This is a genomic window from Bradyrhizobium sp. KBS0727, from assembly GCF_005937885.2.
In the GTDB taxonomy this organism is placed as follows: Bacteria; Pseudomonadota; Alphaproteobacteria; order Rhizobiales; family Xanthobacteraceae; genus Bradyrhizobium.
This window is the reverse complement of the sequence record NZ_CP042176.1, coordinates 7,124,604-7,149,954: the sequence shown is the minus strand read 5'-3', so window position 1 is coordinate 7,149,954 and position 25,351 is coordinate 7,124,604. Positions and strand designations below refer to the sequence as shown.

The 25,351-nt window shown below is 64.9% G+C and carries 18 protein-coding genes; 11 read left to right on the top strand and 7 right to left on the bottom strand.

What is annotated here, in order from left to right:
- Positions 1-17 precede the first annotated feature (17 nt).
- The gene (locus FFI89_RS33420) at positions 18-1,325 is read left to right on the top strand and encodes an HlyC/CorC family transporter (RefSeq protein WP_138831696.1); all 1,308 of its coding nucleotides are present in this window, start codon (positions 18-20) and stop codon (positions 1,323-1,325) included.
- A 52-nt stretch (positions 1,326-1,377) separates the two neighbouring features.
- Here FFI89_RS33420 and FFI89_RS33415 read toward each other — a convergent pair whose 3' ends face one another.
- Positions 1,378-1,653 (bottom strand): BolA family transcriptional regulator, encoded by a 276-nt coding sequence (locus tag FFI89_RS33415; protein WP_138831695.1) that lies wholly within the window; start codon positions 1,651-1,653, stop codon positions 1,378-1,380.
- Between the two features lie 110 nt (positions 1,654-1,763).
- Here FFI89_RS33415 and FFI89_RS33410 point away from each other — a divergent pair, with 110 nt between their 5' ends.
- Entirely contained in the window at positions 1,764-2,411 is a 648-nt protein-coding gene (locus tag FFI89_RS33410) for a J domain-containing protein (RefSeq protein ID WP_138831694.1), read from the top strand.
- Between the two features lie 169 nt (positions 2,412-2,580).
- Here the strand turns inward: FFI89_RS33410 and FFI89_RS33405 are convergent, their stop codons facing one another.
- Entirely contained in the window at positions 2,581-3,672 is a 1,092-nt protein-coding gene (locus tag FFI89_RS33405) for a citrate synthase/methylcitrate synthase (protein WP_138831693.1), read from the bottom strand.
- Between the two features lie 73 nt (positions 3,673-3,745).
- Here FFI89_RS33405 and FFI89_RS33400 point away from each other — a divergent pair, with 73 nt between their 5' ends.
- Complete coding sequence (locus FFI89_RS33400; protein WP_138831692.1) at positions 3,746-4,957, top strand: citrate synthase family protein; 1,212 nt, start codon at positions 3,746-3,748, stop codon at positions 4,955-4,957.
- Positions 4,958-4,972: 15 nt separating this feature from the next.
- Here the strand turns inward: FFI89_RS33400 and FFI89_RS33395 are convergent, their stop codons facing one another.
- Positions 4,973-5,629: a DedA family protein gene (locus FFI89_RS33395; RefSeq protein ID WP_138831691.1), complete on the bottom strand. Its 657-nt coding sequence runs from the start codon at positions 5,627-5,629 to the stop codon at positions 4,973-4,975.
- A gap of 405 nt (positions 5,630-6,034) precedes the next feature.
- Here FFI89_RS33395 and cobS point away from each other — a divergent pair, with 405 nt between their 5' ends.
- The 5 genes from cobS to FFI89_RS33375 all read left to right on the top strand — a co-directional run bounded on the left by cobS (position 6,035) and on the right by FFI89_RS33375 (position 11,488).
- Positions 6,035-7,033 carry a cobaltochelatase subunit CobS gene (cobS, locus tag FFI89_RS33390; RefSeq protein WP_138831690.1) on the top strand — a complete coding sequence of 333 codons (999 nt, stop codon included), beginning with the start codon at positions 6,035-6,037 and terminating at the stop codon, positions 7,031-7,033.
- Positions 7,034-7,188: 155 nt separating this feature from the next.
- Positions 7,189-9,090, top strand: a complete 1,902-nt coding sequence (gene cobT / locus FFI89_RS33385; RefSeq protein WP_138831689.1) for a cobaltochelatase subunit CobT — start codon at positions 7,189-7,191, stop codon at positions 9,088-9,090.
- A gap of 1 nt (position 9,091) precedes the next feature.
- On the top strand, positions 9,092-10,162 hold the full coding sequence (locus FFI89_RS33380) for an esterase-like activity of phytase family protein (RefSeq protein WP_138831688.1): 1,071 nt from the start codon (positions 9,092-9,094) through the stop codon (positions 10,160-10,162).
- Positions 10,163-10,208: 46 nt separating this feature from the next.
- Positions 10,209-10,313, top strand: coding sequence for a hypothetical protein (locus FFI89_RS35485; RefSeq protein WP_371722238.1), 105 nt, complete (start codon positions 10,209-10,211; stop codon positions 10,311-10,313).
- A 62-nt stretch (positions 10,314-10,375) separates the two neighbouring features.
- Entirely contained in the window at positions 10,376-11,488 is a 1,113-nt protein-coding gene (locus FFI89_RS33375; protein ID WP_138831687.1) for an NADH:flavin oxidoreductase/NADH oxidase, read from the top strand.
- Positions 11,489-11,501: 13 nt separating this feature from the next.
- On the opposite strand, the gene FFI89_RS33370 is transcribed toward FFI89_RS33375, so the two are convergent.
- Positions 11,502-12,626: a DUF2336 domain-containing protein gene (locus FFI89_RS33370; protein ID WP_138831686.1), complete on the bottom strand. Its 1,125-nt coding sequence runs from the start codon at positions 12,624-12,626 to the stop codon at positions 11,502-11,504.
- Between the two features lie 195 nt (positions 12,627-12,821).
- Here FFI89_RS33370 and FFI89_RS33365 point away from each other — a divergent pair, with 195 nt between their 5' ends.
- The gene (locus FFI89_RS33365; RefSeq protein WP_138831685.1) at positions 12,822-14,594 is read left to right on the top strand and encodes an NAD(P)/FAD-dependent oxidoreductase; all 1,773 of its coding nucleotides are present in this window, start codon (positions 12,822-12,824) and stop codon (positions 14,592-14,594) included.
- A gap of 765 nt (positions 14,595-15,359) precedes the next feature.
- Here the strand turns inward: FFI89_RS33365 and FFI89_RS33360 are convergent.
- The 3 genes from FFI89_RS33360 to rpmB form a co-directional block, all read right to left on the bottom strand.
- Positions 15,360-17,588 carry an outer membrane protein gene (locus tag FFI89_RS33360; protein WP_168213129.1) on the bottom strand — a complete coding sequence of 743 codons (2,229 nt, stop codon included), beginning with the start codon at positions 17,586-17,588 and terminating at the stop codon, positions 15,360-15,362.
- Positions 17,589-18,016: 428 nt separating this feature from the next.
- The gene (locus FFI89_RS33355) at positions 18,017-19,300 is read right to left on the bottom strand and encodes a DUF2235 domain-containing protein (RefSeq protein ID WP_138831683.1); all 1,284 of its coding nucleotides are present in this window, start codon (positions 19,298-19,300) and stop codon (positions 18,017-18,019) included.
- Between the two features lie 552 nt (positions 19,301-19,852).
- Complete coding sequence (gene rpmB / locus FFI89_RS33350) at positions 19,853-20,173, bottom strand: 50S ribosomal protein L28 (protein ID WP_138831682.1); 321 nt, start codon at positions 20,171-20,173, stop codon at positions 19,853-19,855.
- A gap of 473 nt (positions 20,174-20,646) precedes the next feature.
- Between rpmB and FFI89_RS33345 the strand changes: the two genes are divergently transcribed.
- Together FFI89_RS33345 and FFI89_RS33340 are read left to right on the top strand one after the other, a co-directional pair.
- Positions 20,647-21,414: a DUF3108 domain-containing protein gene (locus FFI89_RS33345; protein ID WP_138831681.1), complete on the top strand. Its 768-nt coding sequence runs from the start codon at positions 20,647-20,649 to the stop codon at positions 21,412-21,414.
- Positions 21,415-21,823: 409 nt separating this feature from the next.
- A complete protein-coding gene (locus FFI89_RS33340) occupies positions 21,824-25,351 on the top strand; it encodes a helicase-related protein (RefSeq protein WP_138831680.1) in 3,528 nt (1,175 codons plus the stop codon).

The following is a 25,351-nucleotide window of genomic DNA, read 5'->3' as shown; positions in this document are numbered from 1 at the left end:
CGTCCGGATGAAATAAATTGGACTGGTTTACCTTCTCGATCGTCATTGGCTGTCTTCTGGTCTCCGCCTTTTTCTCGGCGAGCGAGACCGCGCTGACCGGCGCCTCGCGCGCCAGCATGTTGCGGCTTTCCAAGCAGGGCAGCCGCGAAGCCGGCGTGGTGTCCAGCCTGTTTGCGATGCGCGAGCGCATGATCGGCGCGCTGCTGCTCGGCAACAACATCGCCAATATCGGCGCTTCCGCGCTGGCGACCGGTATCTTCACCGCGTGGTTCGGTGAGGTCGGCGTGCTCTATGCGACCGGCGTCATGACGGTGTTGGTCGTGATTTTCGCGGAGGTATTGCCGAAGACCATTGCGATCAACGCGCCGGACCGGGTGTCGCTGCTGGTTGCCCGTCCGATGAAGCTGGTGGTCTATGTGCTCGGTCCGCTGCTCACGGTGATCGAGGCGATCGTCGTCGTGCTGATGAAAATGCTGGGCATCAAGATCGGCGCCAACCAGCCGATCCTGTCACCGACCGAGCGTCTGCGCGGCGCGGTCGACCTGCTGCACCATGAGGGCAAGGTCGAAAAGCAGGACCGCGACATGTTCGGCGGCCTGCTGGATCTGCGCGAGCTGCAGGTCTCCGACGTCATGGTTCATCGCACCGAAATGGTGATGATCAACGCCGACCTGCCGCCGGAAGATCTGGTGCGCGAGGTGCTGGCGACCGAATACACCCGCATTCCGCTGTGGCGTGACAAGCCGGAGAACATCGTCGGCGTGCTGCATGCCAAGGATCTGCTGCGCGCGATCCGCGCTTCCGACGGCGACACCGCCCGCATCGACGTCGCGTCGATCGCGCTGCCGCCGTGGTTCGTGCCGGAGATGCGGCCGCTCTCGGAGCAGCTCAAGGCGTTCCGCCGCCGCAAGACCCACTTCGCGCTCGTCGTCGACGAGTATGGCGAAGTCGAAGGCATGGTGACGCTGGAAGACATTCTGGAAGAGATCGTCGGCGACATCTCCGACGAGCACGACGTGGTGGTGGCCGGCGTCCGCGCCCAGCCCGACGGTTCCGTGGTGGTCGACGGCTCGGTGCCGATCCGCGATCTCAACCGCGCGATGGACTGGCATCTGCCCGACGAAGAGGCGACGACGGTCGCAGGCCTCGTGATCCACGAGGCGCGTTCGATCCCCGACCGCGGCCAGAGTTTTACCTTCCACGGGTTCCGCTTCCGCGTGCTGCGCCGCGAGCGCAACCGCATCACCGCACTGCGCATCGTCCAGGTGCCACGCGAGGCCGGGCCCGAGGAGAAGAAGCCGAAACGGGCGGGGACGGCGTTTTAGCCGGCCCGCGGGTGGTGCTGCCGCAGCGCCCGGCGCGTCGGTGCTGCGGCTTTTAGCCCTGTTTTTCGCCTGGCGCCTGCGCTTTGATCGCCAGCGCGTGGACGGAGCCTTTGAGTTCCGTCTCCAGCGTCGTATTCACCATGCGGTGACGTTCGACCCGGCTCTTCCCTTCGAAGGCCGGAGACACGATATAAACCCTGAAATGCGTCTCGCCGCCCGGCCTGTGCCCGGCGTGGCCCTCATGCAGATGTGATTCATCCGCAACGTCGAGGCTTTCCGGCACGAAAGCTTCACGCAACTTGTTTATGATAGTGTCCCTGGTGCTCATGATTGCGGCAGATACGTCTGCGGCCGTCTTCCGTCAATGGGCGTATCGAGAGAGAGGTATTCGCAATGTCAAGACTTGAAGCCACGGGCATTGCGTAGTCAAAGTCAGCCATGCCGATTGATTCATCCAAATTCTTCGATTCCATTCGCATCAAGCCCAACAAGGTAAGTGCGAAGCAGCAGGCGCAGGCGCGCGAGGAAGCCGCCATGTGCGAGTGGGCGGGCTGCCCGAACAAGGGCCCGCACCGCGCGCCGAAGGGCCGCGAGAACTCGCGCGAGTACTTCCACTTCTGTCTCAATCACGTCCGCGAATACAATCAGAACTACAATTTCTTCCAGGGCATGAATGCCGACGCCGTCGCGCGCTACCAGAAGGATGCGCTGACCGGCCATCGCCCGACCTGGAAAATGGGCGCCAACACCGCCGGCAAGAAGGGCAAGCTTGCCGCCGAGGAAATCGACGGCGCGTCCGATCCGTTCAGCATGTTCTCCGAGCTCAACGGTCGCGGCCGCTGGCGGCCGGGTCCGGGCGGCGAGGCCAAGGCCGAGACTCGCAAGATCATGAACGCCGAGCGCAAGGCGCTGCAGGTGATGGGTCTGTCAGCGGAAGCGACGCTGGAAGACGTCAAGGCGAAGTACAAGGCGCTGGTGAAGCAGCACCATCCCGACGCCAATGGCGGCGACCGCTCCACCGAGGATCGCCTGATCGAGATCATCAAGGCGTATAATTACCTGAAGACCGTGGTACGCGGCGCGTAGCGCTCCTCATCCTGAGGAGCGGCCGTTAGGCCGCGTCTCGAAGGATGGCCGAGCATTGGGGCCTCATGGTTCGCCCGGCGAAGCGAAGCATCGTCCGGAGATGCGCGAAGACGCGCTCCTCACCATGAGGGTCGAATCCGCAAGACCCCAATCTCATTGCGTCCTCGCCTCACTCCGGCATCGGCCCGATATAGGCCGAGCTCGGCCGGATCAGCCGGCCGCCGCGCTGCTGTTCGCGGGCATGCGCGGTCCAGCCGGCGGCGCGCGCCACCGCAAAGATCGGCGTAAACGCCTGCCGCGGGATTTTCAGCGCGTCGAGCAGGATCGCGGTGAAGAACTCCACATTGGTGTCGAGCGGACGTTCCGGATTTTTCCGCCGCAGCGCGCCGCGGATATAGGCCTCGACCTCGCCCGCGAACGGCAAATCGGTGCCGCCGCCGGCGAGCCGTTCGATCGCACCTTTCAGCACGTCGGCGCGCGGATCGCGGACGCGATAGACGCGGTGGCCAAATCCCATCAGCCGTTCGCCGCGCGCGAGCGCACTGTCGACCCAGGGCTGGATCCGCTCAGCCGATCCGATCGCATCCAGCATCTCCAGCACCGGTTCCGGCGCGCCGCCATGCAGCGGCCCGGTCAGCGCGCAATAACCGGCGGTGACGGCGGCGAACAGGTCGGCCTGCGTCGAGGCCACGACGCGGGTCGTAAACGTCGACGCGTTCATGCCGTGATCGCACACCGTGACGAGGTAGGCGTCGAGCGCCGCCACCTCACGTGCGTCGGGCTTGCGGCCCAGCATCATCGACAGCGTGTCGGCGGCATGGCTGGCATTGGGATCGGGCGCAACGGGATCGTTGCCTTTTGAGCGCTGCACCAGCGCGCCCGCGATCACCGGAAACGCGCCGACGATGGTGGCCTCATGCGCCAGCCCCGCCTCCGCGCGCAGGCCGGCGATCGCCGCCCGGAATCCGTCGACAACCGACAGCCCGCGGGCAATGCCGAGCAGATCCGGCAGCCGCGCGAAGGCGCGCTCCCGCCCCGCGCCCAAGGCCGCGCGCACCGCGGCCTCGCCGATCGGCTGGCCGGTTCCGCCGCTCCATAGCCGCGCGGTGACGCCCTCGAAACCGGTCTTGCGGGCGAGGTCGCCGATGCGCTCGCCGGCAATGATCAGTTCGCCGCGTTCGCCATCGACATGGCTGAGCACGGTTTCGGCGGCGGCGATGCCGTCGAGTCCGATCGGGGTCTTGGACAGTTGGATGTTCATCGCAGGTCTCCTTTTGCTGTTCCAAAGGTCGACCTGCTCGACAGATTGATCAATCTTGATTATGTAAATCAATATGAAAAAATCCGCCGGCCTCTACCTTTCGGCCCGTGAGGCCTCCGCCGAGCTCGCGATCTCGCAGGCGACGCTCTACGCCTATGTCAGCCGCGGGCTGATCCGCTCGGAGCCGTCGCAGGACTCGCGCAGCCACCGCTACCGCGCCGAGGATGTCCGCAGCTTGAAGGAGCGGCGCACGCCGTCGCCGGAGCCGCGCGGTTTAAGAAGTTTCGACGCTGATCTGCCGGTGCTGGATTCGGCGGTGGCGACCATCACCGAGGACGGCCCGATCTATCGCGGCGTCAATTGCGTCGATCTCGCCGAGCGCGACACGCTGGAGCATGCCGCGACGCTGTTGTGGGATGTCACCGGCGCCGATCCGTTCGAGCAGGACAATTGCCCGGTCGTGTCGGACGCGATGCGCGCGGTGGCTGAAGCCGCGCGCGGCGCCAATGCGATCGATCGGGCCATCGCGGTACTGGCGCTGGCGGCCGCTGCCGATCCGCGCGCCTTTACCCGCGCGCCCGAGGGCCGCGCGATGGTCGGTGGCCGCATCATGCGGCTCGTGGTCGCCACCATGCTGAACGCGAAATCATCGCCGAAACCGCTGCATCTGCAGATCGCGCAGGTCTGGGCGCCGGACCATAAGCACGCCGCCGATCTGATCCGCCGCGCTTTGGTGCTGCTGGCCGATCACGAACTCAATGCCTCGACCTTCACGGTGCGCTGCGCGGCATCGACCGGATTGAACCTTTATGATGCGATCATTGCCGGCCTCGTCGCGCTGAAGGGCCCGAAACATGGCGGCGCCGGCGTATTGGCGGCGCAGCTCCTGAAGACGCTGGCGGCTGGCGAGGTTGCGCCCGTGATCCGCGAGCGCGTCGCGCTCGGCGAGCGTTTCGCGGGCTTCGGCCATGGCGTCTACAAGCACGGCGATCCGCGTGCGAAGGCCTTGCTGGAGGCGTTGGCGCGCGCGGGTGCGGATCGCAAATTCACCCATGAAATTCCGGAACGGATCGCGGAGGCCACCGGCGAGTTCGTCAATATCGACTATGCGCTCGCGGTGCTGATCCACACGCTCGGCCTGCCGCCCGGCCATGAACTGGTGCTGTTTTCGATGGCCCGCACGGTCGGCTGGATCGCGCATGCCTCCGAGCAATTGCAGCACGGAAGGCTGATCCGGCCGCGCGCCCGCTATATCGGTCCGGCGCCGGGACGAGGTGCGGCCTGACTATTTTTTCTCTGATTACTTTTTCGCCGGCTCGATGATGCCGCCGCCGTGGCGGCGCCGGATGGTCCAGACGCCAAGGGCAACGACCAGCGCGCCGCCGAGGACGGCCAGCATCCACAGGTGCTTGCCGACGCCCTGATGGTGCGGCAGGCCGGCGTATTCGTGCAGCGCGGTGATCGCCAGCACGCCTGGCAGGACATGGACCAGTGACCAGACCAGGATCGCGGGAATGTTAACGCTATAGAATTTCATCGGCGGCATCCCGAGCGCGCCCGCGGTGATCGGCACGAAGGCGCGGATCGGCGGCACGAAGCGGGCAAAGAACACCGCCAGCGGCCCCCAGCGATGGAAAAAGGCCTCGCTCTGCGCCACCACGCCCGGATAATTCGTCAGCGGCCAGACGTTGAGGATTTCGCGTTGCGAGCGATGGCCGGCCATGTAGGCCGTGCCGTCGCCGAGTACGGCGCCGGCAATTGCCGACGCCAGCACGCCCCAAAGGTTCAGTTCCCCGCCCGGCACCAGCGCGCTCAGGGCCAGAATGATGGTCGAACCCGGCACCAGCGCGCCGACCACCGGCACCGCTTCCAGCAGGGCAGCCAGAAATAGCGTCAGATAGGCCAGCCAGGCATGCGCCGAAACGAACGCGATCAGGGGATCAAGGAATGAGGTCACAAAGTTCCTGTTTCGGTGGGGCTAGAGCCGTTTCCGTTCCGATGAAATCGGAACGGGGCTCTAGATTCTTGATTTGACGCGTTTTCTTGACGCGAACCGGTTTCCACTTCGCTGGAAAACGCTCTAACCGGAATCCAGAGCTAACAACTCCGGACTGGGGTTGAAAGTGCCCGCGGCGCTCGAGATCGGGGTGGCCGGCGGTCCGGATGACGAAAGTGCGGCGTGATTCGCAGGGCAGCCCTCCAAAAACCTGACACATCACCTATCTCAATGATAAAGCAACGGAACTTTGATTGCGCCGCGGGCTTCTGCCGGCCCTTGCTCTCTGCTAGGTTTGTGGCAGACCCCATCCGCAGCCATTCAGCAAATCTGGTTTCGGGAAAAACCCGGGACCTCGGAGGATTGATGACGACCGCCGCCATGACCAAAGTTACGGAGCCCATCGGATTGCCCGATATGAAGGTGTCGGTCCGGCAGGTGTTCGGAATCGATAGCGATCTCGAAGTGCCGGCCTATGCCGAAGTCGACCCGCACGTGCCGGAAGTCGATTCGGATTACCGATTCGACCGTGCCACCACGCTCGCGGTCCTCGCCGGCTTCGCCCACAACCGCCGCGTCATGGTGACCGGCTATCACGGCACCGGCAAGTCGACCCATATCGAACAGGTCGCAGCGAGGCTGAACTGGCCGTGCGTGCGCGTCAATCTCGACAGCCACATCAGCCGTATCGATCTGGTCGGCAAGGACTCGATCGTGGTGCGCGACGGCAAGCAGGTCACGGAATTCCGTGACGGCATTCTGCCTTGGGCGCTGCAGCACAACATCGCGCTGGTGTTCGACGAGTATGATGCCGGCCGCCCCGACGTGATGTTCGTGATCCAGCGCGTGCTGGAAGTCTCCGGCCGCCTGACGCTGCTCGATCAGAACAAGGTGATCAAGCCGCACCCGGCGTTCCGCCTGTTCTCGACCGCCAACACGGTCGGCCTCGGCGACACCTCGGGCCTCTATCACGGCACCCAGCAGATCAACCAGGGCCAGATGGACCGCTGGTCGATCGTCACCACGCTGAACTACCTGGCGCATGACGAGGAAGTCGAGATCGTGCTGGCGAAAGCAAAGCACTACCGCACGCAGGAAGGCCGTGACATCGTCAACAAGATGGTGCGGCTCGCCGATCTGACCCGCAACGCGTTCGCCAATGGCGACCTGTCGACGGTGATGAGCCCGCGTACCGTGATCACCTGGGCGGAAAACGCCGACATCTTCTCCGACATCGGCTTCGCGTTCCGCGTTACCTTCCTCAACAAATGCGACGAACTGGAACGGCCGCTGGTGGCTGAATTCTATCAGCGCTGCTTCAACCAGGAACTGGCGGAGTCCTCCGTCAACGTCGCACTCTCGTAATTGTCGTCCCCGCGAACGCGGGGACCCATACTCCGTGACGCCTCAGTTAGGTGACGGAGCGAGGGTTCTGGAGACGATGACTGCCGGTGGTTATGGGTCCCCGCCCCAAGATGCGCAATCGCGCATCAGGCGGGGACGACGGAAATAGGGCCAGGATGACGACGTCGAATTCCAAATTCCGCACTGGGCCGAAGGAAGCGCCGACCGAGCCGTTCAAGCGCGCGGTGACGTCGTGCCTGCGCGCGATTGCGAAAGCGCCGGAACTGGAAGTGACATTCGCGGCCGAACGCCCGGGCCTCGCGCCGGGTAAGGCGCGGCTGCCGGAGCCGGCCCGCAAGATGACCAGGCGGGACGCGGCGATCGTTCGCGGCCATGCCGATTCGATCGCGCTGAAACTCGCCTGTCACGATCCCAAGGTGCATCGCAAGCTGATGCCGGGTAACCCGCAGGCGCGCGGCGTGTTCGAGGCGGTCGAACAGGCCCGTGTCGAGGCCATCGGCTCGCGGCGGATGGCGGGGGTTGCGAAGAATCTCACCGCGATGCTCGACGATCATTTCCATCGCGGCAAGTATGACGAGATCACCGACCGCGCCGACGCGCCGCTGTCGGATGCGCTGGCGATGCTGGTGCGCGAGCGTCTGACCGGACTGGCGCCGCCCGCGGCTGCCAAGAAGATGGTCGATCTCTGGCGGCCGGCGCTGGAAGACAAGATCGGCACGCGGCTCGACCGGTTGAGCCGCGTCACCGAGGACCAGGCCAAATTCGGCGATCTCGTGCACGATCTGTTGTCAGCGCTGGATCTCGGCGACGACCGCAATGCCGACGCCGATGACGACGAGAACCAGGACGAGAATCAGGATGGCGAGAACGATCAGTCCGGCGCCGAAGGTTCGCCCGACTCTGACGCCGCGCAGGAAATGAGCGCCGACCAGGCCCAGGCCTCGACCGACGAAATGTCGGAGAGCGCAATGGAGAGCGCGCAGGCCTCCACCAGCGACACCTTCGACGACGGCGAACTCGGCGACGACGAGACGCCGGGCGAGGCGACGCGGCCGAATACGCGCGGCGCCAACGAACCGCGCGGGCCGGAATATCACGCCTTCGCGCCGAAGTTCGACGAGGTGATCGCCGCCGAAGATCTCTGCGACCATGACGAACTGGAACGGCTGCGCTCTTACCTCGATAAACAGCTTGCGCACCTACAGGGGATCGTGGCGCGCCTGGCCAACCGGCTGCAGCGCCGCCTGATGGCGCAGCAGAATCGCGCCTGGGAGTTCGATCTCGAGGAAGGCATCCTCGATCCGGCGCGGCTGTCGCGCGTGGTCACCGATCCCTATCACCCGCTGTCCTTCATGCACGAGAAGGAAGCGACCTTCCGCGACACCGTGGTGACGCTGCTCTTGGATAATTCCGGTTCGATGCGCGGCCGCCCGATTACGGTGGCGGCGACCTGTGCCGACATCCTGGCGCGCACGCTGGAGCGTTGCGGCGTCAAGGTCGAGATTCTCGGCTTCACCACCCGCGCCTGGAAGGGCGGGCAGTCGCGCGAGGCGTGGCTGGCCGCCGGCAAGCCGGCCAACCCCGGCCGGCTCAACGATCTCAGGCACATCATCTACAAGTCGGCGGATGCACCGTGGCGTCGTGCGCGCAAGAATTTGGGCTTGATGATGCGCGAGGGGCTGTTGAAGGAAAACATCGACGGCGAGGCGCTGGACTGGGCGCACAAGCGCCTGCTCGGCCGCGCCGAGCAGCGCAAGATCCTGATGATGATTTCGGACGGCGCGCCGGTCGACGATTCCACGCTGTCGGTCAATCCCGGCAATTATCTCGAGCGCCATCTGCGCCACATCATCGAGGAAATCGAGACCCGTTCGCCGGTCGAATTGATCGCGATCGGCATCGGTCACGACGTCACGCGCTATTATCGCCGCGCCGTCACCATCGTCGATGCCGAGGAACTCGGCGGCGCGATCACCGAAAAGCTCGCCGAATTGTTCAGCGAGACCTCAGGCGCCGCGCCCACCACGAGCCGCCGGCCGCGCAGACTGCACTCGTGAGATGCACGACCTCGTCAGTCGCCGCCGCTTCCTGAAATACTCAGCGGCGGGGCTTTCGGTGAGCGCTGTGCCCGGCCTCGCACGGGCGCAGACCGCCGTTCAGCCGCCGCCGAAGCCGGCAACCCCGGACGAATTCTCGCTCACGGCGCCGGTCTCGATCGAGGTCAATGCGCGGCCGCTGCCGTGGTTCGACACCCGCGACCGCTCGCATATGCGGTTCGGTTCGCTGGAATATCGCAGCGGGTTGATCCTCACTTCAAGATTTCGCGGCTTCGGCGGATTGTCCGGTCTGCGGCTGGATGCCAAGGGTGAACGCTTCATCGCCATCAGCGACAAGGGAAGCTGGTTTACCGGCCGGATCGTCTACAAGGGCCGCGAGATGACCGGGCTCGACGATGTCGAGGCGTCGCCGATGCTCGGCCCCGACGGCAAGCCGATTACCTCGCGCGGCTGGTTCGACAGCGAGTCGATCGCGCTCGACGGATCGATCGTCTATGTCGGGCTGGAGCGCGTCAATCAGCTGCTCCGGTTCGATTTTGCCAAGGGCTTTACCCGCGCGCTGGGCGAGGTGGTGCCGTTGCCGCCGGCCGCGCGCAAGCTGCCTTTCAACAGGGGACTTGAGGCGCTGGTGATGGTGCCGAAGGGATTTGCGCTGGCGGGAACGTTGCTCGCGATCTCCGAACGCGGCCTGGATGCGCAGGGCAACATCCTCGCCTTCCTGATCGGCGGCAAGACACCAGGCCAGTTCACTGTCCGCCGCACCGACAATTTCGACATCAGCGACGCGGTGCTGCTGCCGTCAGGCGATCTGCTGCTGCTGGAACGCAAATTCTCGCTGCTGGGCGGCATCGGCATCCGGATCCGGCGCATCGTGCTTGCGTCCGTCGCCCCCGGCGCGGTCATCGATGGGCCCGCGATCTTCAATGCCGACCTCGGCAACGAAATCGACAACATGGAAGGCATCGACGCCCACGTCACGCCGGACGGCGAAACGGTCCTGACCCTGGTCTCCGACGACAACTTTTCGATGATCCAGCGCAATTTACTGCTCCAGTTCACGTTGGTGGAGTAGAGCGCCTCCCAGCCATGCTCGCGCTCTCTACCGCAGCGAACGGCATGTGGTGGAGCTCGAACTTTATGGGAGGATCAGGTTGAAGGACGCTGACAGCACGATCTGGTTCGGGGTGTTTCAGACGGAGGAGGGTTGCAGGGCTGGCGGTTGAGGCGGGCGGAGCGTCTCGCTACACAGGAGGCGACCGTTTTCCTCCCGTCCGGATATCCCGACATGAGCGCCCTGTTTTCCCCGATCAAGCTGCGCGGCCTGACGCTTCCCAACCGCATCGTGGTATCGCCGATGTGCCAGTATTCAGCCGTCGACGGCGAAGCCAATGACTGGCACTTCACGCATATCAATTCGCTGGCGCTCTCGGGCGCCGCGATGTTCTGCATCGAGGCCACTCACGTGGAAGCGATCGGGCGGATCACGCCCGGCTGTCTTGGGCTTTGGAACGATGCCACCGAAGCCGCGCTGAAGCCGATCCTGGCCTCCGTGCGCAAACGGTCCAAGGCAGCGGTCGCGATGCAACTCGCCCATGCCGGCCGCAAGGGTTCAAGCCACACCCCCTGGGATGGCGGCCAATTGATTCCGCTCGCCGAAGGCGGCTGGCAGCCGGTCGGCCCCTCCGCCATTCCGCACAAGCAGGGGGAGGCAGCACCCCTGGCGCTCGATACGGCAGGGCTCGCGCGTATCCGGGATGCGTTCGTGTCGGCAACGAAACGCGCCGAGCGGCTCGGGATCGATGCCATCGAACTCCACGGCGCACACGGTTACCTGCTGCATCAATTCCTGTCGCCGATCGCAAACCAGCGAACGGATCAATACGGCGAATCGCTCGAAAACCGCATGCGCTATCCGCTGGAGGTATTCGATGCAGTGCGTGCGGCGTTCCCCGCCGACAAGCCAGTGGGAATGCGGGTCTCCTCGACCGACTGGGTCGACGGCGGTTGGGACCTGAGGCAGACCATCGCGTTTGCGAATGAGCTGAAGAAGCGCGGCGTCGACTGGATCGATGCGTCGTCGGGTGGCGTCTCGCCATTGCAGAAGATTCCGCTCGGCCCCGGCTATCAGGTCCCGTTCGCGCAGGCGATCAAGGAAGCCACCGGCCTCACCACCATGGCGGTCGGGTTGATCTCGGATGCCAGACACGCCGAAGAGATCGTGGCGTCGGGCAAGGCCGACATGGTCGCGCTGGCGCGGGCCATGCTCTACGATCCGCGCTGGGGCTGGCACGCCGCCGCCGAACTCGGCGGCCAGGTCGATGCGCCGCCGCAATACTGGCGCTCGCAACCCTCGACGCAGAAGGCGCTGTTCGGCCCGACGACGTTCGGGACGAGGTAGCGTCTTTTTCCCCTCAACTCACCTTCAGCGGCGCGTCGATCGCGCGCACCTGCCAGAATCTCAGCATACGCTGTGCGTTCTCCAGCGTCAGTTTGACATACGCGTCCCTGGCCTTGGCGAGTTCGTGCGGGCCCATCGAGCCGGACGTAAAGCGGCTGTTGAGCACGGCCGCGACGGTGTCCCAGGTAAGCCCGGCGACCCGGCACGGAATCAGCACGCCGTCGTCGCGTAGGCTCTGCATCAGCGGCCTGATAACCTCGAGGTCCGACCGCGACATCAGCGCGATCGCTGCGACGGTTTCCTCGTATTTTCGCTGCCTGGCAAAACTCAACAACGCCGCCTCGTTGAGATGGCCGCTCTTGCCGAGCGAAGCCACATAGCGCCGCGCGGCGGCGAAATCGCGCGCCTTGGCCATTTCGCGACCGGCGCCTTCGGAGGCCGCCGTGATGGCGCTGCGGATTTCCTCGAACAGATGCGGCGGCGCGCGCGACAATAGCCGCGACCGCACGGCTTCGGTGGCATTGTGCAATAATTTCTGCCGCAGGTCGGAAGGCAGGTCGATCCGGATGCCGGTCTGGACCGCGAGCTCGGGATCGGATTCGGCCTGCCGCAAGACGATGGCAAATCCTTCCGCCGAGACCCGCGCGCCGGGATTGTTGACGACACGCCGGCTGACGGAGGGATAATGGCGGGCCAGCAATGCGTCGGTGACGACTTCGGTCAGCCACCAGCGGCCGGAGATCGCAAGCAGATGCTGCTCGCCCTTGGTTTGCGCCAGCTCGACCAGGTCCTCCGGCGTCAGCCGCGCCGATTCGGTCAGCACCGGCCCCGCCACCGAAATCTCGTCGTGCCGCGCCAGCCGGCGAACGACCGCGGGCGGCGCCTGCTTGACGGAAGCGAGCTGCGTGCTGGTTTCGGCCAGCGCAATGCGGGCGCTGACGTCGGCAAGCGCCCGGATCTCGATGGTCTTGATCAGGCGTTCGAGCACGTCGCCGAACAGTTCGATCTGTTCGCCGCTATAGCCGTCGGCGGACAACAGAAACAGGTCCGTTACACGCCTGAGGGTTTCGAGATGCCTCTCCGCCGAACCGGCCGCGATTGCGGCCTCGACTTCGTCGGCGATGGATTGTTCTAACATCGCTCGTCCTGAGCGTTTCGGGAGCCAATTCTGGCTGACGGTCAACGGTATGGGGAAAGGCTGAATGTTCGGTAAAATTTGCGGCCGTCCCCGCGCCCGGCGCATGCCGCCTTGCAGCGGCATAACAGCAGTTGTGCCGCGGGGGATCCTGCGGTCAGATGGGCGATAACAACGAGAAATCAGCGAGATACCGCCATGCTGGACAGACCGGGCCCGTCCGCCGAGCAAGCCGCCTGCGAAACGACGGAGCGCTGGGTCGAAGCGCTGAACGCAGCGCTTGCGGGCGGGCAGGCGGCCGCGCTGTCGGAACTTTTCGAGAGCGACAGCCATTGGCGCAATCTGTTCGGCATCTCCTGGTACTTTGCGACCTTCAGCGGCAACGCTGTGGTAGTCGAGCAATTGCTGGCGCGGGCGGCCGAGGTTCGCGCCGGCGGCTTCCGGGTCGATACGGCAGCCCTGGCGCCGCGCCACGCCGTGGTCGCCGGCCGCGACGTGATCGAGGCCGTGTTCGCCTTCGAGACGGCCAACGGGCCGGGCTATGGCGCGGTCCGGCTCGTGCGGCAACCGGACGGCAGCGCCAAGGCTTGGACCTTTTCCACCTCGCTCGATTTCGACGCCATCTGCGCCGACCGGGCCCGCGCGTCCGCCGGGTCCCATACCCGCGATTTCGCCGCGCCCGACTGGCTCGAGCAGCGGCAGGCCTCCGCGGCTTACGAGACTTCCGATCCCGACGTATTGATCGTCGGCGGCGGCCATGCCGGCATTTCGGTCGCCGTCGAGCTGAATCGCATCGGCCTCTCCGCGCTGGTGATCGACCGCGAGCAACGCATCGGCGACAACTGGCGCCTGCGCTATCGCGGGCTGAAGCTGCACAACAAGACGCCGGTCAATCACCTGCGCTATTTGCCGTTCCCGTCGACCTTTCCGGACTACATCCCGAAGGACAAGATCGCGAACTGGCTGGAAAGCTATGTCGACATCCTGGAGGTCGACTTCTGGACCCGCACCAACTTCGACGGCGCCGACTATGACGAAGCATCGCAGCGCTGGACCGCGCGGCTGATCCGCGACGGCGCAGCGCGCACGCTTCGTCCCAAACATATCGTGCTCGCGACCAGCGTCAGCGGCACGCCGAATATCCCTGAGATCGAAGGCATCGAGAATTTCAAGGGCCCCGTGCTGCATTCCAGCCGTTTCGCCGCCGGCAAGCAGTGGTCCGGCCGCTCGGTTGCCGTGTTCGGCACCGGCACCAGCGCGCATGACATCTGCCAGGAACTGCAGGCCGCGGGCGCTCGTGTGACCATGGTGCAGCGAAGCCCGACCATGGTGGTCAATGTCGAGCCGGCGCAGCTTTACGACAAGACCTATCTCGGCGACGGCCCGCCGATCGCGGTCCGTGACATCCTGAATTCCGGCGTGCCGCTGCCGGTCATGAAGCTCGCGCACAGACTGATCACGGATGAAGTGAAGAAGATCGACGCGCCGCTGCTGTCGCGGCTGGAGCGCGCCGGCTTCCGCCTCGAATTCGGCGAGGACGGCACCGGCTGGCCGCTGAAATTCCGCACCCGTGGCGGCGGCTATTATTTCAACGTTGGCGCCTCCGAACTGATCGCCGACGGCAGGATCAGGCTGGTCCAGGCCGCCGACATCGCCGGCTATGAGCGCGATGCCATCGCCTTCAGGGACGGCACGCGCCTCACGTGCGAATTGTTCGTGCTCGCCACCGGCTACAAGGGCCCCGATCACCTGCTGCAACAGTTGTTCGGCGAGAGTATCGCGAAACGTGTCGGCCGAGTCTGGGGCTTTGACGAAGTGAGCTCGGAATTGCGCAACATGTGGACCCGCACGCCACAGCCGGGGCTGTGGTTCGTCGGCGGCGCGTACTCGCAGGCCCGCATCTATAGCCGCTATATCGCGGCGCAGATCGATGCGATCGAGGCGGGGCGGTTGGCGAAGCACGTGGGGTAGTACGCGATCCTGTGGCCCGATGCTGTAGGATGGGTGGAGCGAAGCGATACCCATCAACACTGCCTGTGAGGCGATGGGTATCGCTTCGCTCCACCCATCCTACGAATCTCGAATACGACTTCGCCTTCTCGCGGCGCGATGCGCCCGGAGTTTTGCTGGAAACCTTGCCCCCGGAAATCAGAGGGCGCAGGGAAGACCGGATGCGCGCTGCACCCGCGGTCTCGCGTGCGATTGTGCGAAAAATACTGCACACGAGCATACAGGTTCAGCGGAGAGCCTCCGGCCTTCCCTGCGCAATGGCTTTACGGCTTATACGATTTCGTCCTGGTGACCGGCTTTCTTGCCACCATCATCAGCTTCAGCTTTCGCCTCCGCCAACTTGACGCCAGCACCGGGGCGTCGGACCCAAACGATTTCGCCGTACGCATCTGCTGCGCTCGTCAGTCGCAGCCTTCGCGTCCACCGCTCCCCGCCCCAACGTCTGCGACGATGGCTTACGCCCCTCCAGTGGGACAGGATGGCGGGAGTTGAACACCTGATTTGCCCGACGGCCCTAGCGAAATATTTTTGCGCGAAGGGCTGGACAGTTTTTTGCGTGCCGGACTGATTTGCCCGTCGGGTTGATTTGTCGCAGGGCGTCGAATGAATCTTGTTGTTGCGGACGCAAGCGACTCGTGCGCCGTAGCTCAACGAGCGGAGGAGGGAGAAGAAGAAATGGCCGGATCTTTCGACCCGGCCATTTCAGCGCAGAGAGACAGACTGGCGCTACGGCGTGAACTTGTAGGAGACGCCGGCGCGGACGGTGTCGATGGTCTGGCGGCCGGACTTGTCGGCGCTGGAGGCCACGCCCGCGACTGTCGATACCGTGGTGTTGGTGGCTTCGACGCCGCCGAAATCGTAGTGCAGATATTCGAGCCGCGCGATCCAGTTCGAACTTCCGAGGAAGGTTTCGACACCGACGCCGGCGACCCAGCCGAACAGATCGCGCGGCGATTCGCCGATGCCGGTCTGGACGCCGACGCCCGGGAACACCGATATGTCGGTGATCTTCCGCAAGCCGTGCTCCCAGGCCAGACCGCCGGTGCCGTAGAGCAGCCAGTTCGGCGTGACCGTGTAGCCGAGGCGGCCGCGCGCGGTGCCGAGATACTTCACGTTGTCGGACAGCGTTTCGGTTTCGGTTGAGGCCGTCACCGGAATTGAACTGCCCCTGATGCCGGTTGCCGTGCCGTCGAGTTCGAGGCCGGCAACGACATTGCCGTATTGCCAGTTGTAACCGGCCTGGCCGCCGGCGAGCCAGCCCTGGGAATGGATGCCGCCGTCGGACGTGTTGAGGAAGAAGACGGTCGAGAAATCGTTCTGCTTCCAGCCATAGCCGGCATGGGCGCCGATGTAGAAGCCGGCCCAGCTTTGCAGCGGCGCCGGCATGCGCGGCGCCTTGGCGTAGGCCGGGGAAGCCGCCGCGAGCGGGGCTGCGTCCGGACCGAACTTGTAGGAGACGCCGGCGCGCACGAGGTCGATGGTCTGGTGTCCCGCCGTGATGCCGGCGCTGACGGTGTTTCCCGGCTGATCGGAGAAGAAGCTGCCGTCGCCGTTGATGCGCCCGAAGTCGTAATGCAGATATTCGAGGCGCGCGATCCAGTTCGGGCTGCCGAGCATGACTTCGCCGCCGACGCCGGCGACCCAGCCGAACCGGTCGCTCGGCGACAGGCTTCGCGTGATGGTGGAGCCGGCCGGCGCGGTCTGCGCGAAGGTCGCGGTGCGCTCGAAACGCTCCCATGCAAGGCCGGCGGTGCCATAGAGCAGCCAGTTCGGCGTGACCGTGTAGCCGAGGCGGCCGCGCGCGGTGCCGAGATATTTCACTTTGTCATCGAAACCGAGACTGATGCTGCCGCCACCCCCGGTGCTGGTGAGGGTGTTCGACGCGCCCTTGAGATCGGCGGCGCTGAGATCGGCTTCGAGGCCGGCAACGACACGATCATACTGCCAGTTGTGACCGAACTGCCCGCCGGCCACCCAGCCCGTCGGCCTGGTCCCGCCGATCGCGCCGGTGGGGCTGATCATCGTGAGCGCGCCCGGCAACGAATAGGGATTCTCGCCCCAGCCATAGCCGCCATGCGCGCCGGCATAGAAGCCGGCCCAGGTGGCAAGCGGCGCGGCCATCGCGGGCGCCTTGGCATAGGGTACGCTGGCAAATTTCGCGGTCTCGCCGAACTTGTAGGAAATGCCGGCGCGAACGACATCGATATGCTGCGAGCCGGCGGTGGAGACATCGCGGAAGCCGCCGGCCTGGATATTCAGGGATGCCGTCGCCACCTGGCCGAGATCGTAATGCAGATATTCGAGGCGGCCGATCCAGTTCGGGCTGCCGAGCATCACTTCGGCGCCGACGCCCGCGACCCAGCCGAACTTGTCGGTGGGCGCGCGCTGGTTGATGGTTTGCGTAGTCGGTCCCGGCGTCGCGATCTGCGATGCGGTCGATGTGACGTCGAGCCGCTCCCAGGCGAGGCCGGCGGTGCCGTAGAGCAGAACATTGTCGGTCGGCAACCAACCGAGCCGTGCGCGCGTCGTGCCGAGATATTGGACGCGTTCGCCTAGCGAGAGGCTGGTGGTGAACGTTCCATTGCCGAACGGGTTGGTCTCGGTGACGCCGTTGCTGCCCTTGATGCCGGTGGCGCTGAAATCGATCTCGAGGCCGGTGACAGCGCGGCCGAATTGCCAGTTGTAGCCGGCCTGGCCGCCATAGACCGCGCCCTGCGACCGGACGCCGTTGATGGACTGCGCTCTTTGCAACCGGAACGCCTCGGACTGCGAGAAGTCGTCCTGCTTCCAGCCATAGCCGCCATGCACGCCGAGATAGAATCCGGCCCATGAAGCGGCGATCGCCGGCGGTGGCGCTTTCGCGATCGGAAGATCCGCGGCCATGGCGGCGTCGCTCAACACCATGAGTGAAGCGCCGGTGAGAAACAGCCGGCGCCAGCCTGGGTGGCGGGTCATCGGCGATGCGCCGTGTTGGTGCGGCGCGCTTTGCATTCTCATCGGCATTCCAATTCTTTGGCTGGCAATATTTGGAAACAATACCGCAAGGGAACCACAGGTTGTCGTTGCAAGCCATGTCGGGTTCCATCGCGGCGGCGCTATTCCCGGCCATCGTGCCCGCAGAGCAACAGAAATGGCGCTTTTGTGTGAGGTGGCATCACGTTCAGTGGGACTGTGCGGCACAGCGCTTCCGTGGGGTCCCCCTTGTGAGATGGCGCGAAGTCTCCTCCGCATGCAGGCGAGGTGAAGTCCGAACTCTCTCGATTCGAAAGGTCGGCTCCCTCCCCCCTTGTGGGGGAGGGCTGGGGAGAGGGGTAAGCCACGCGCACCACCGTTGCCGCCACCCCCTCCCTAACCCTCCCCCACAAGGGGGGAGGGAACGAAGATCACGCCTCTTCCGCCTCCGCCCCATCGTCGGCGCTGGCATGCACCGGCGGCACCGGCATCGGCACGGTCTCGAACCGCGTCGGCAGGTTGACCGGACGATACGCCCTGATCGCGTCCATCCGCTTGGTCACCGACTCATGGACCAGCGCGCCTTCCGGAATCGGGCGCGGCTCGCCGTCGGGGATGTAGAAGCCGAAATGCGTTTGGCGGTCCGGCCATTCCTGGTAGCTCGCGCGCTTCGGCAAAAATTCCAGCAGCCACCACGCGCCGTGTAGCGACTGATGCAGCGTGGCGTTGGTATCAGGCGCGACGTAGGAGAACGGGCTGCTCTTGCGCTGAATGCCCCAGGCGAGCTGGTTGACGGTACGCGGGTTGACCGTGAGCCCGCATTTCTCGGCTTCTGCGATCATCCAGAGCAGCGGATATTTCGATAGCCCCGATTCGACTTCAGGATAGCCGCCGCCGATATCCGAATGCACGCCGGCGAACCAGACCTGCCGGATATCCTGCGGCTCGGCATGCGCGTCGTTGAAGCGGTTGTGCTTGAAGATTTGCGGGTCGTCCCATTTCTTCAGGCGGAACATGCAGCGCCGCTCGTCGATCGAGATCGCCTGCCGGAACGTCTGTACGCTCGGATTGTGCAGCGTGTAGGCGAGTTCTTCCAGGCTCGGCCAGTACAGCCGGTCGGGCCGCGGCACGATCACGCTCGCGACCGTATCCCAGACGCCGACGAAACGGATCAGCGGCCACGTCGCCGAGGTGATGCGCGCGAACTGCGCGGCCTGGTCGTCCTTCGAGGCCGCCAGCGGTCCATCGGCATCGCCGGCATCGGTGAGCTGCGCCAGCTCATTTTGGCCGCCGCTGGAAAGCTGCTTGTAGGCGGTGAGGCCGCTGCCGGCGAGATTGGACTGCTCCGGCGAGATCAGACCGACCTTGTGGATCAGCCCCGCCAGCACCCGCACGGTGTAGGCGCCGCGCGAAAAGCCGAACAAATAGATCTGGTCGCCGGGCTCGTAATGCCGGACCAGGAACAGGTAGGACTGCAGCACCTTGTCATCGAGGCCATAGCCGGTGGCGAGCCCGAGGATGGCGGTGAAATCCTGCGCCAGCTTGCGCCACGGGTTCGGCCGCGCCAGCGTGCCGACGCCGGGATCGTAAAACACCATCTGCCGCGGACTGGTTTTGTCTGTCTTGCGCAGGCAGCGATAGAACTTGAGGACATTGGAAATGTTCTCGGAGATCTCGTTGCCGGTGCCGTCGCAGAGGATGATGATGTTTTTCATGGGGGCGACCTCGATGCTACCTCCGCGAGCATATTGCAGTTTGGGGGATTTGTTGAGTTCAACTTGGAAGCAGCGCCCCTAATCCGTGCGCGTGACGGATGGCTGGTCGACCAGTACCGCCGCTACCTGCCAAGCATCTACGGCATGCTCTCCTCTCAGAGACAGGGAGAATAGGCGGCGCTACTGGCGATGGAAACTAATGCTTCGGCTTTGCCTTTCGAAACTTCTCGTTGATGATCTTGAAGAGAGCTTCAAATCGATCCTGACTCGATTTCGGAAGTGCGACGTCAGGCTTTGCTGTGGATTAGTCGTTCGAAATGAAATGGTTTCGTTGGTCGAGACGCAGCCGCCCAACGCGGCGCAAAGCACCACGATTCCAAGATTACGCATGTTAGGAGCCTCCCCAGACCCACGGGCATACAAGCGCAACCGCAGGACGTGAGCAAGGATGGATGCACGAGCCTTAAGTCGTATGGCCCAAAACAAAAACGGCCGGGTCTTTCGACCCGGCCGCTTCAAAACTCTAATCCGCCAGTGAAGTGCAGCTACGCCTTAGCTCGCCTTCTTCACTTCCTTCTTCACGAACACCGGCTTGCCGACCTTCTTCTCGATCGCGCGCTTCAGGTCGAGCGCACGGGGCGAGAGGTTGGTGGCGCGGGCCTTCTGCAGGAAGGCATCGAGGCCGCCATTGTGGTCGACGCTCTTCAGCGCGTTGGTCGACACCCGCAGGCGCACGTTGCGGCCGAGCGCGTCCGAGATGAAGGTGACGTTGACCAGGTTCGGCAGGAACCGGCGCTTGGTCTTGATGTTCGAGTGGCTCACCTTGTGGCCCACCTGGGGGCCCTTGGCGGTCAATTCGCACTTACGGGACATCGCAAAATCCTCTTCCATCCCCGCCATCGGGCAGCGCACCCTAAGCGCCGCGCGGGGGTCCAAAATCGCGTCCATTTCCAGGAACCGCGGACCTATAGGGCTGATGGTCCGAACCGTCAAGGTTTTAACGGCCGGGAAATGCGCGGAGCAGACCGGTTTATCGGCGGTTCCAGCGGCGTAATCTACCATATAAACGGCGCATTCCCCGCCGCATCATAAAGACCGTATCCCCCGATGGTCCGGCCGGGAGTTTTATGTCCCGCCGGGGGCTTGATGAGGCCAGCTTTTCGCGAAATTCGCGTTGTTTGCCGGATATTTCTGCTTAGATAACCTTGCCGCACAGCCAACCCTGGAACCCGCCGTTCGTGATCCGATCCCGTGCCATTGCCGCCCTTTTGGCCTCCCTTTTGGCGTCCCGTTTGGGGCTGTTTTTCAGCCTTTGCGCCGGGGTTTGGCTCCTGGCTGCGCCGCAGATGGCCGCAGCACAGGGGCGGGTGGATGCCCATTATGAGGCCTCGCTATCCGGCATTCCGGTCGGCAAGGGGGCCTGGACCATCGAAATCGGCGACGACGTGTATTCGGCCTCCGCACAAGGCGGCAGCGCCGGGCTGTTGAAGGCGTTTTCCGGCGGCTCAGGTTCCGGCGCCAGCCAGGGCCGGGTCGTCAACGGCGCGCTGGTCGCCGCGTCCTATGTGGCGACCACCACGACCCAAAAGAAATCCGAAACCATCCGCCTGATCCTGGCCAATGGCGGGGTGAAGGAGTTTTCGATCGATCCAGTGCCGCCGGTCGATGCCGACCGCATCGTTGTCACCGACGCGCAGCGCAAGAACGTGCTCGATCCCATGACCGGCTCGATGATCCGCGTGCCCGGCACCGGCGAGGTGCTGTCGCCCGATGCCTGCCGCACCGGCACCGGCGTGTTCGACGGCCGCCTGCGCTACGACCTCAAGCTCGATTTCAAGCGGATGGAAACCGTGAAGGCCGAGCACGGCTATCACGGCCCCGCGGTGGTATGCGCGATCTATTTCACGCCGGTCGCGGGCTACATCCCCGATCGCCCGGTGATCAAATGGCTCGCCAACCAGCGCAACATGGAGGTCGCCTTCGTTCCCGTCGCCGGCACCCGCATCCTGGTGCCGTTCCGCATGACCATCCCGACGCCGCTGGGCCCTGCGATGCTGGAAGCGACGTCGTTCGTGACGTCGGCCGCGCCGCCACGGGTCGCGAAGACGCAGTGATTTTTTTGGCCGTCATTCCGGGATGGTGCGTTAGCACCAGACCTCAGGGGTGCAATTGCACCCCGGGGAATCTCGAGATTCCGGGTTCGATGCTTCGCATCGCCCCGGAATGACGAACCCGGCGAGAATCCCGTTGACTCTTCACCGCTTCTGATTCGACTCCGCCGCCGCTTTGTTCTTAACGTTTCCGCCGAAAAACCTGATCTTGTGGAGGCCTCTCAAACTTGATCTAGTGCCGTCTCGATCGCACCCACGCGAGATGTTGCGGAGAACGAAGCCGGTCTAGGGTGGAGTCTGCGATTCGGACGCGATTCGTTCCAGACTCGTTCCAGAGCTTAAGCGCGACCGCATCACCGTCGCATAATGACACACCCTGAAAAAGACGCGACGCAAGAAACACCCGTAAAATATGGCTTTCTCTCATTCCCCGTTCGCCCACGAACGCGCTCCCGGCTCCGGCGTCACCGCAGTCCTCGGGCCGACCAACACCGGCAAGACGCATCTGGCGATCGAGCGGATGCTGGCGCATTCGTCCGGGGTCATCGGCCTGCCGCTGCGGCTCTTGGCGCGCGAGGTCTACAACAAGGTCGCGGATCGCGCCGGCGTTGAAGCGGTCGCGCTGATCACCGGCGAAGAGAAGATCAAGCCGAAAAATCCGCGCTACTGGGTCTCCACCGTCGAGGCGATGCCGCGCGATATCGACGTCAGTTTTCTCGCCGTCGACGAAATCCAGATCGCAGCCGATCTCGAACGCGGGCATGTCTTCACCGATCGCATCCTGCACCGGCGCGGTCGCGACGAGACGCTGCTGCTGGGGGCTGCGACCATGCGTCCCATCATCGAGCGGCTGCTGCCGGGCGCCTCGATCGTCACCCGGCCGCGATTGTCGCAGCTTGAATTCGCCGGCGACCGCAAGATCACGCGGCAGCCGCGCCGAACCGCGATTGTCGCGTTCTCGGCCGACGAGGTCTATGCGATCGCGGAACTGATCCGCCGCCAGCATGGCGGTGCAGCCGTGGTGCTGGGCTCGCTCTCGCCCCGCACAAGGAATGCGCAGGTCGCGATGTTCCAGAACGGCGACGTCGATTATCTCGTTGCCACCGACGCCGTCGGCATGGGGCTCAACCTCGACGTCGATCACGTCGCCTTTGCCAGTGACCGCAAATATGACGGCTACCAGTTCCGCCGCCTCAACCCGTCCGAATTCGCGCAGATCGCCGGCCGCGCCGGGCGCGCCACCCGTAACGGCACCTTCGGCACCACCGGCCGCTGCGCGCCGTTCGAGCCGGAGCTGGTGAACGCGCTGCAGAACCACACCTTCGACAGCGTCAAAATGCTGCAGTGGCGCAATTCGAAGCTGGATTTCGCCTCGCTGGGCTCGTTGCAGGTCTCTCTGGCGGTGTCGCCCACGCATGAGGCTCTGACCCGGGCGCCGATTGCCGAGGATTTGCGCGTGCTCGATCACGCCGCCCGCGACGGCGATGTGCGGGACATGGCCCATGGGAAGGCGGCCGTGGAACGGCTGTGGGACGCCTGCCAGATCCCGGATTACCGCCGGCTGGCGCCGGCCGCCCATGCCGAACTCGTGACCACGCTCTACAGTTTTCTGATGAAAAACGGCCGGATTCCCGATGCATGGTTCGCCGCCCAGGTCGACCAGGCCGATAACGCCAACGGCGATATCGACACGCTGTCGGGCCGAATCGCGCAAATCCGCACCTGGACCTTCGTCGCCAACCGGCCGGACTGGCTTTCCGACCCCGATCACTGGCAGGGAATCACGCGCGAAGTCGAAAATAAATTGTCCGATGCGCTGCATGAACGGCTTACGGAGCGTTTCGTTGACCGCCGTACCAGTGTATTGATGCGCCGCCTGCGGGAGAACAGTGTTTTGAATACGGAAATTGGCAAGACCGGCGAAGTGATTGTTGAAGGCCATGCGATCGGCCGCCTCGACGGATTCACCTTTGCGCCGGATGCAGCAGAAGCCGGCTCGGATGCCAAGGCGCTGCAGGCGGCGGCGCAACAGGTGCTCGCCGGCGAGATCGACACGCGTGCCGAAAAGCTCGCTGCAGCCCCCGACGATCAGATCGTGCTGGCCTCCGACGGCACCATCCGCTGGACTGGCGACGCCGTGGCCAAACTCGTCGCCGCTGACGATGCGCTGCATCCGCGCATTCGCATCATTGCCGACGATCGCTTGAACGGCGCGCCGCGCGAGGCCGTGCAGACCCGGCTCGATCTGTGGCTGAAGACGCATATCGAAAAGCTGCTGGGCCCGCTGTTCGGACTTTCCAAGGCCGAGGACATCACCGGCATCGGCCGCGGCATCGCGTTCCAGCTGGTCGAAGCGCTCGGCGTGCTCGAGCGCGCGAAAATCTCCGCGGAGATGAAGGATCTCGATCAGGCGTCGCGCGCCACGTTGCGCAAGTATGGCGTCCGCTTCGGCGCCTATCACATCTATTTCCCGGCGCTCTTGAAGCCCGCCGCGCGCGCGCTGGCCTCGCTTTTGTGGGCCGAGAAGCAGGACAATGTCGATATGTCGGCTTTGTCGGGCGCGCAGCATCTGGCGAGTTCGGGCCGCACCTCGTTCCCGGTCGACAAGGCGCTGCCGCGCGATGCCTATCGGCTGCTCGGCTATCGCCAGTGCGGCGAGCGTGCGGTGCGTGTCGATATTCTGGAACGTCTCGCCGATCTCATTCGTCCCGCTTTGGCCTGGCGCGAGAGTTCGCCCGGCGAAAAGCCGGCCGGTGCGTTCGACGGCCGCGGCTTTGTGGTGACGCAGGCGATGACCTCGCTGACCGGATCGGCCGGCGAAGATTTTGCCTCGATCCTGCGCGCGCTCGGCTACCGCATGGACCGCCGCGCGCCGCTGCCGCCGAAGCCGGTGCCCGTTGTTGTCTCCGCGACCGAAGCCGCACCAACCGAGGCCGTTGCCGAGACGCCGTCTGATGCGATCGTGCCGGAAACCGTGACCGCCGATGTCACGGACATGCCGGTCTCCGGCGATCCCGCGCCGTCGGCAGCCCTGCTGCCTGAGGTGACGCCTTTGCCGGTCGCGAGCGAGCAAGCCCCGGCCGCAGTGGAAGCCGCGCCTGAGCCTGTCGCCGAAGCGGCGCCGGAGCCGGTTGTTGAAGTGGAGCCGGAACTCGCGCCTGTCGAGACCGCGCCTGTCGAGACCGCGCCGGTTGAAACCCCTGTCGGCGAAGCGCCCGCAGAGGCTGCTTCTGAGGTCGCAACCGAATCCGCCGCCAGCGAAGCTGCGCCGGCCGAAGTAGCTGTCGGCGCCGAGGCAAAGCCCGATGCACCGGCCGAGCCGGTACTGATCGACGTCTGGCGGCCCGGTGGCCGTTCGGACGAACGCCGTCCGCATCACGACCGCAACCGCCAGCGCCATCACGGCCGTCCGCAGGAGGGCGCGCAGCCCGCTGCTGCCGGCGAAGGGGCGGAGGGCGCACCACGCGGCGAGCAGCGTCACCGGCGCGGCCGTCGCCATAACGAGTTCCGAAAACCCCGCGAGGGCGCACCGGCCGACGGCGCCGTGGCCGCCGCACCGGCCCAAGGCACACCTACCGAAGGCGCGCCGGCGGCGACCGAGGCGCGCACCGAGACCCGTCACGAGCGTCCGCGCTTCGAAGGCAAGGGGCGCGACCGCGACAAGGGCGGTGGTGACCGTCCCGACAGGAAGTTCGGCGGTGGCGATCGCAACAAGGGTGGCGACCGCAACAAGAGCGGCGGCGACCGTGGCGCGCGCGACAAGGGCCGCGACTTCGGTGGACGTGACAAGAGCGGCCGCGACAAGCGCGACAGCGGCCCGTCGCACCGTCAGTGGGCTACCACGGCCGCGCCGCGCGAGCGCGACCGTCCGGCCGATCCGAATTCGCCGTTCGCCAAACTGGCAGCGCTGAAGGAACAGCTCGCCGGCCGCAAGGAATAG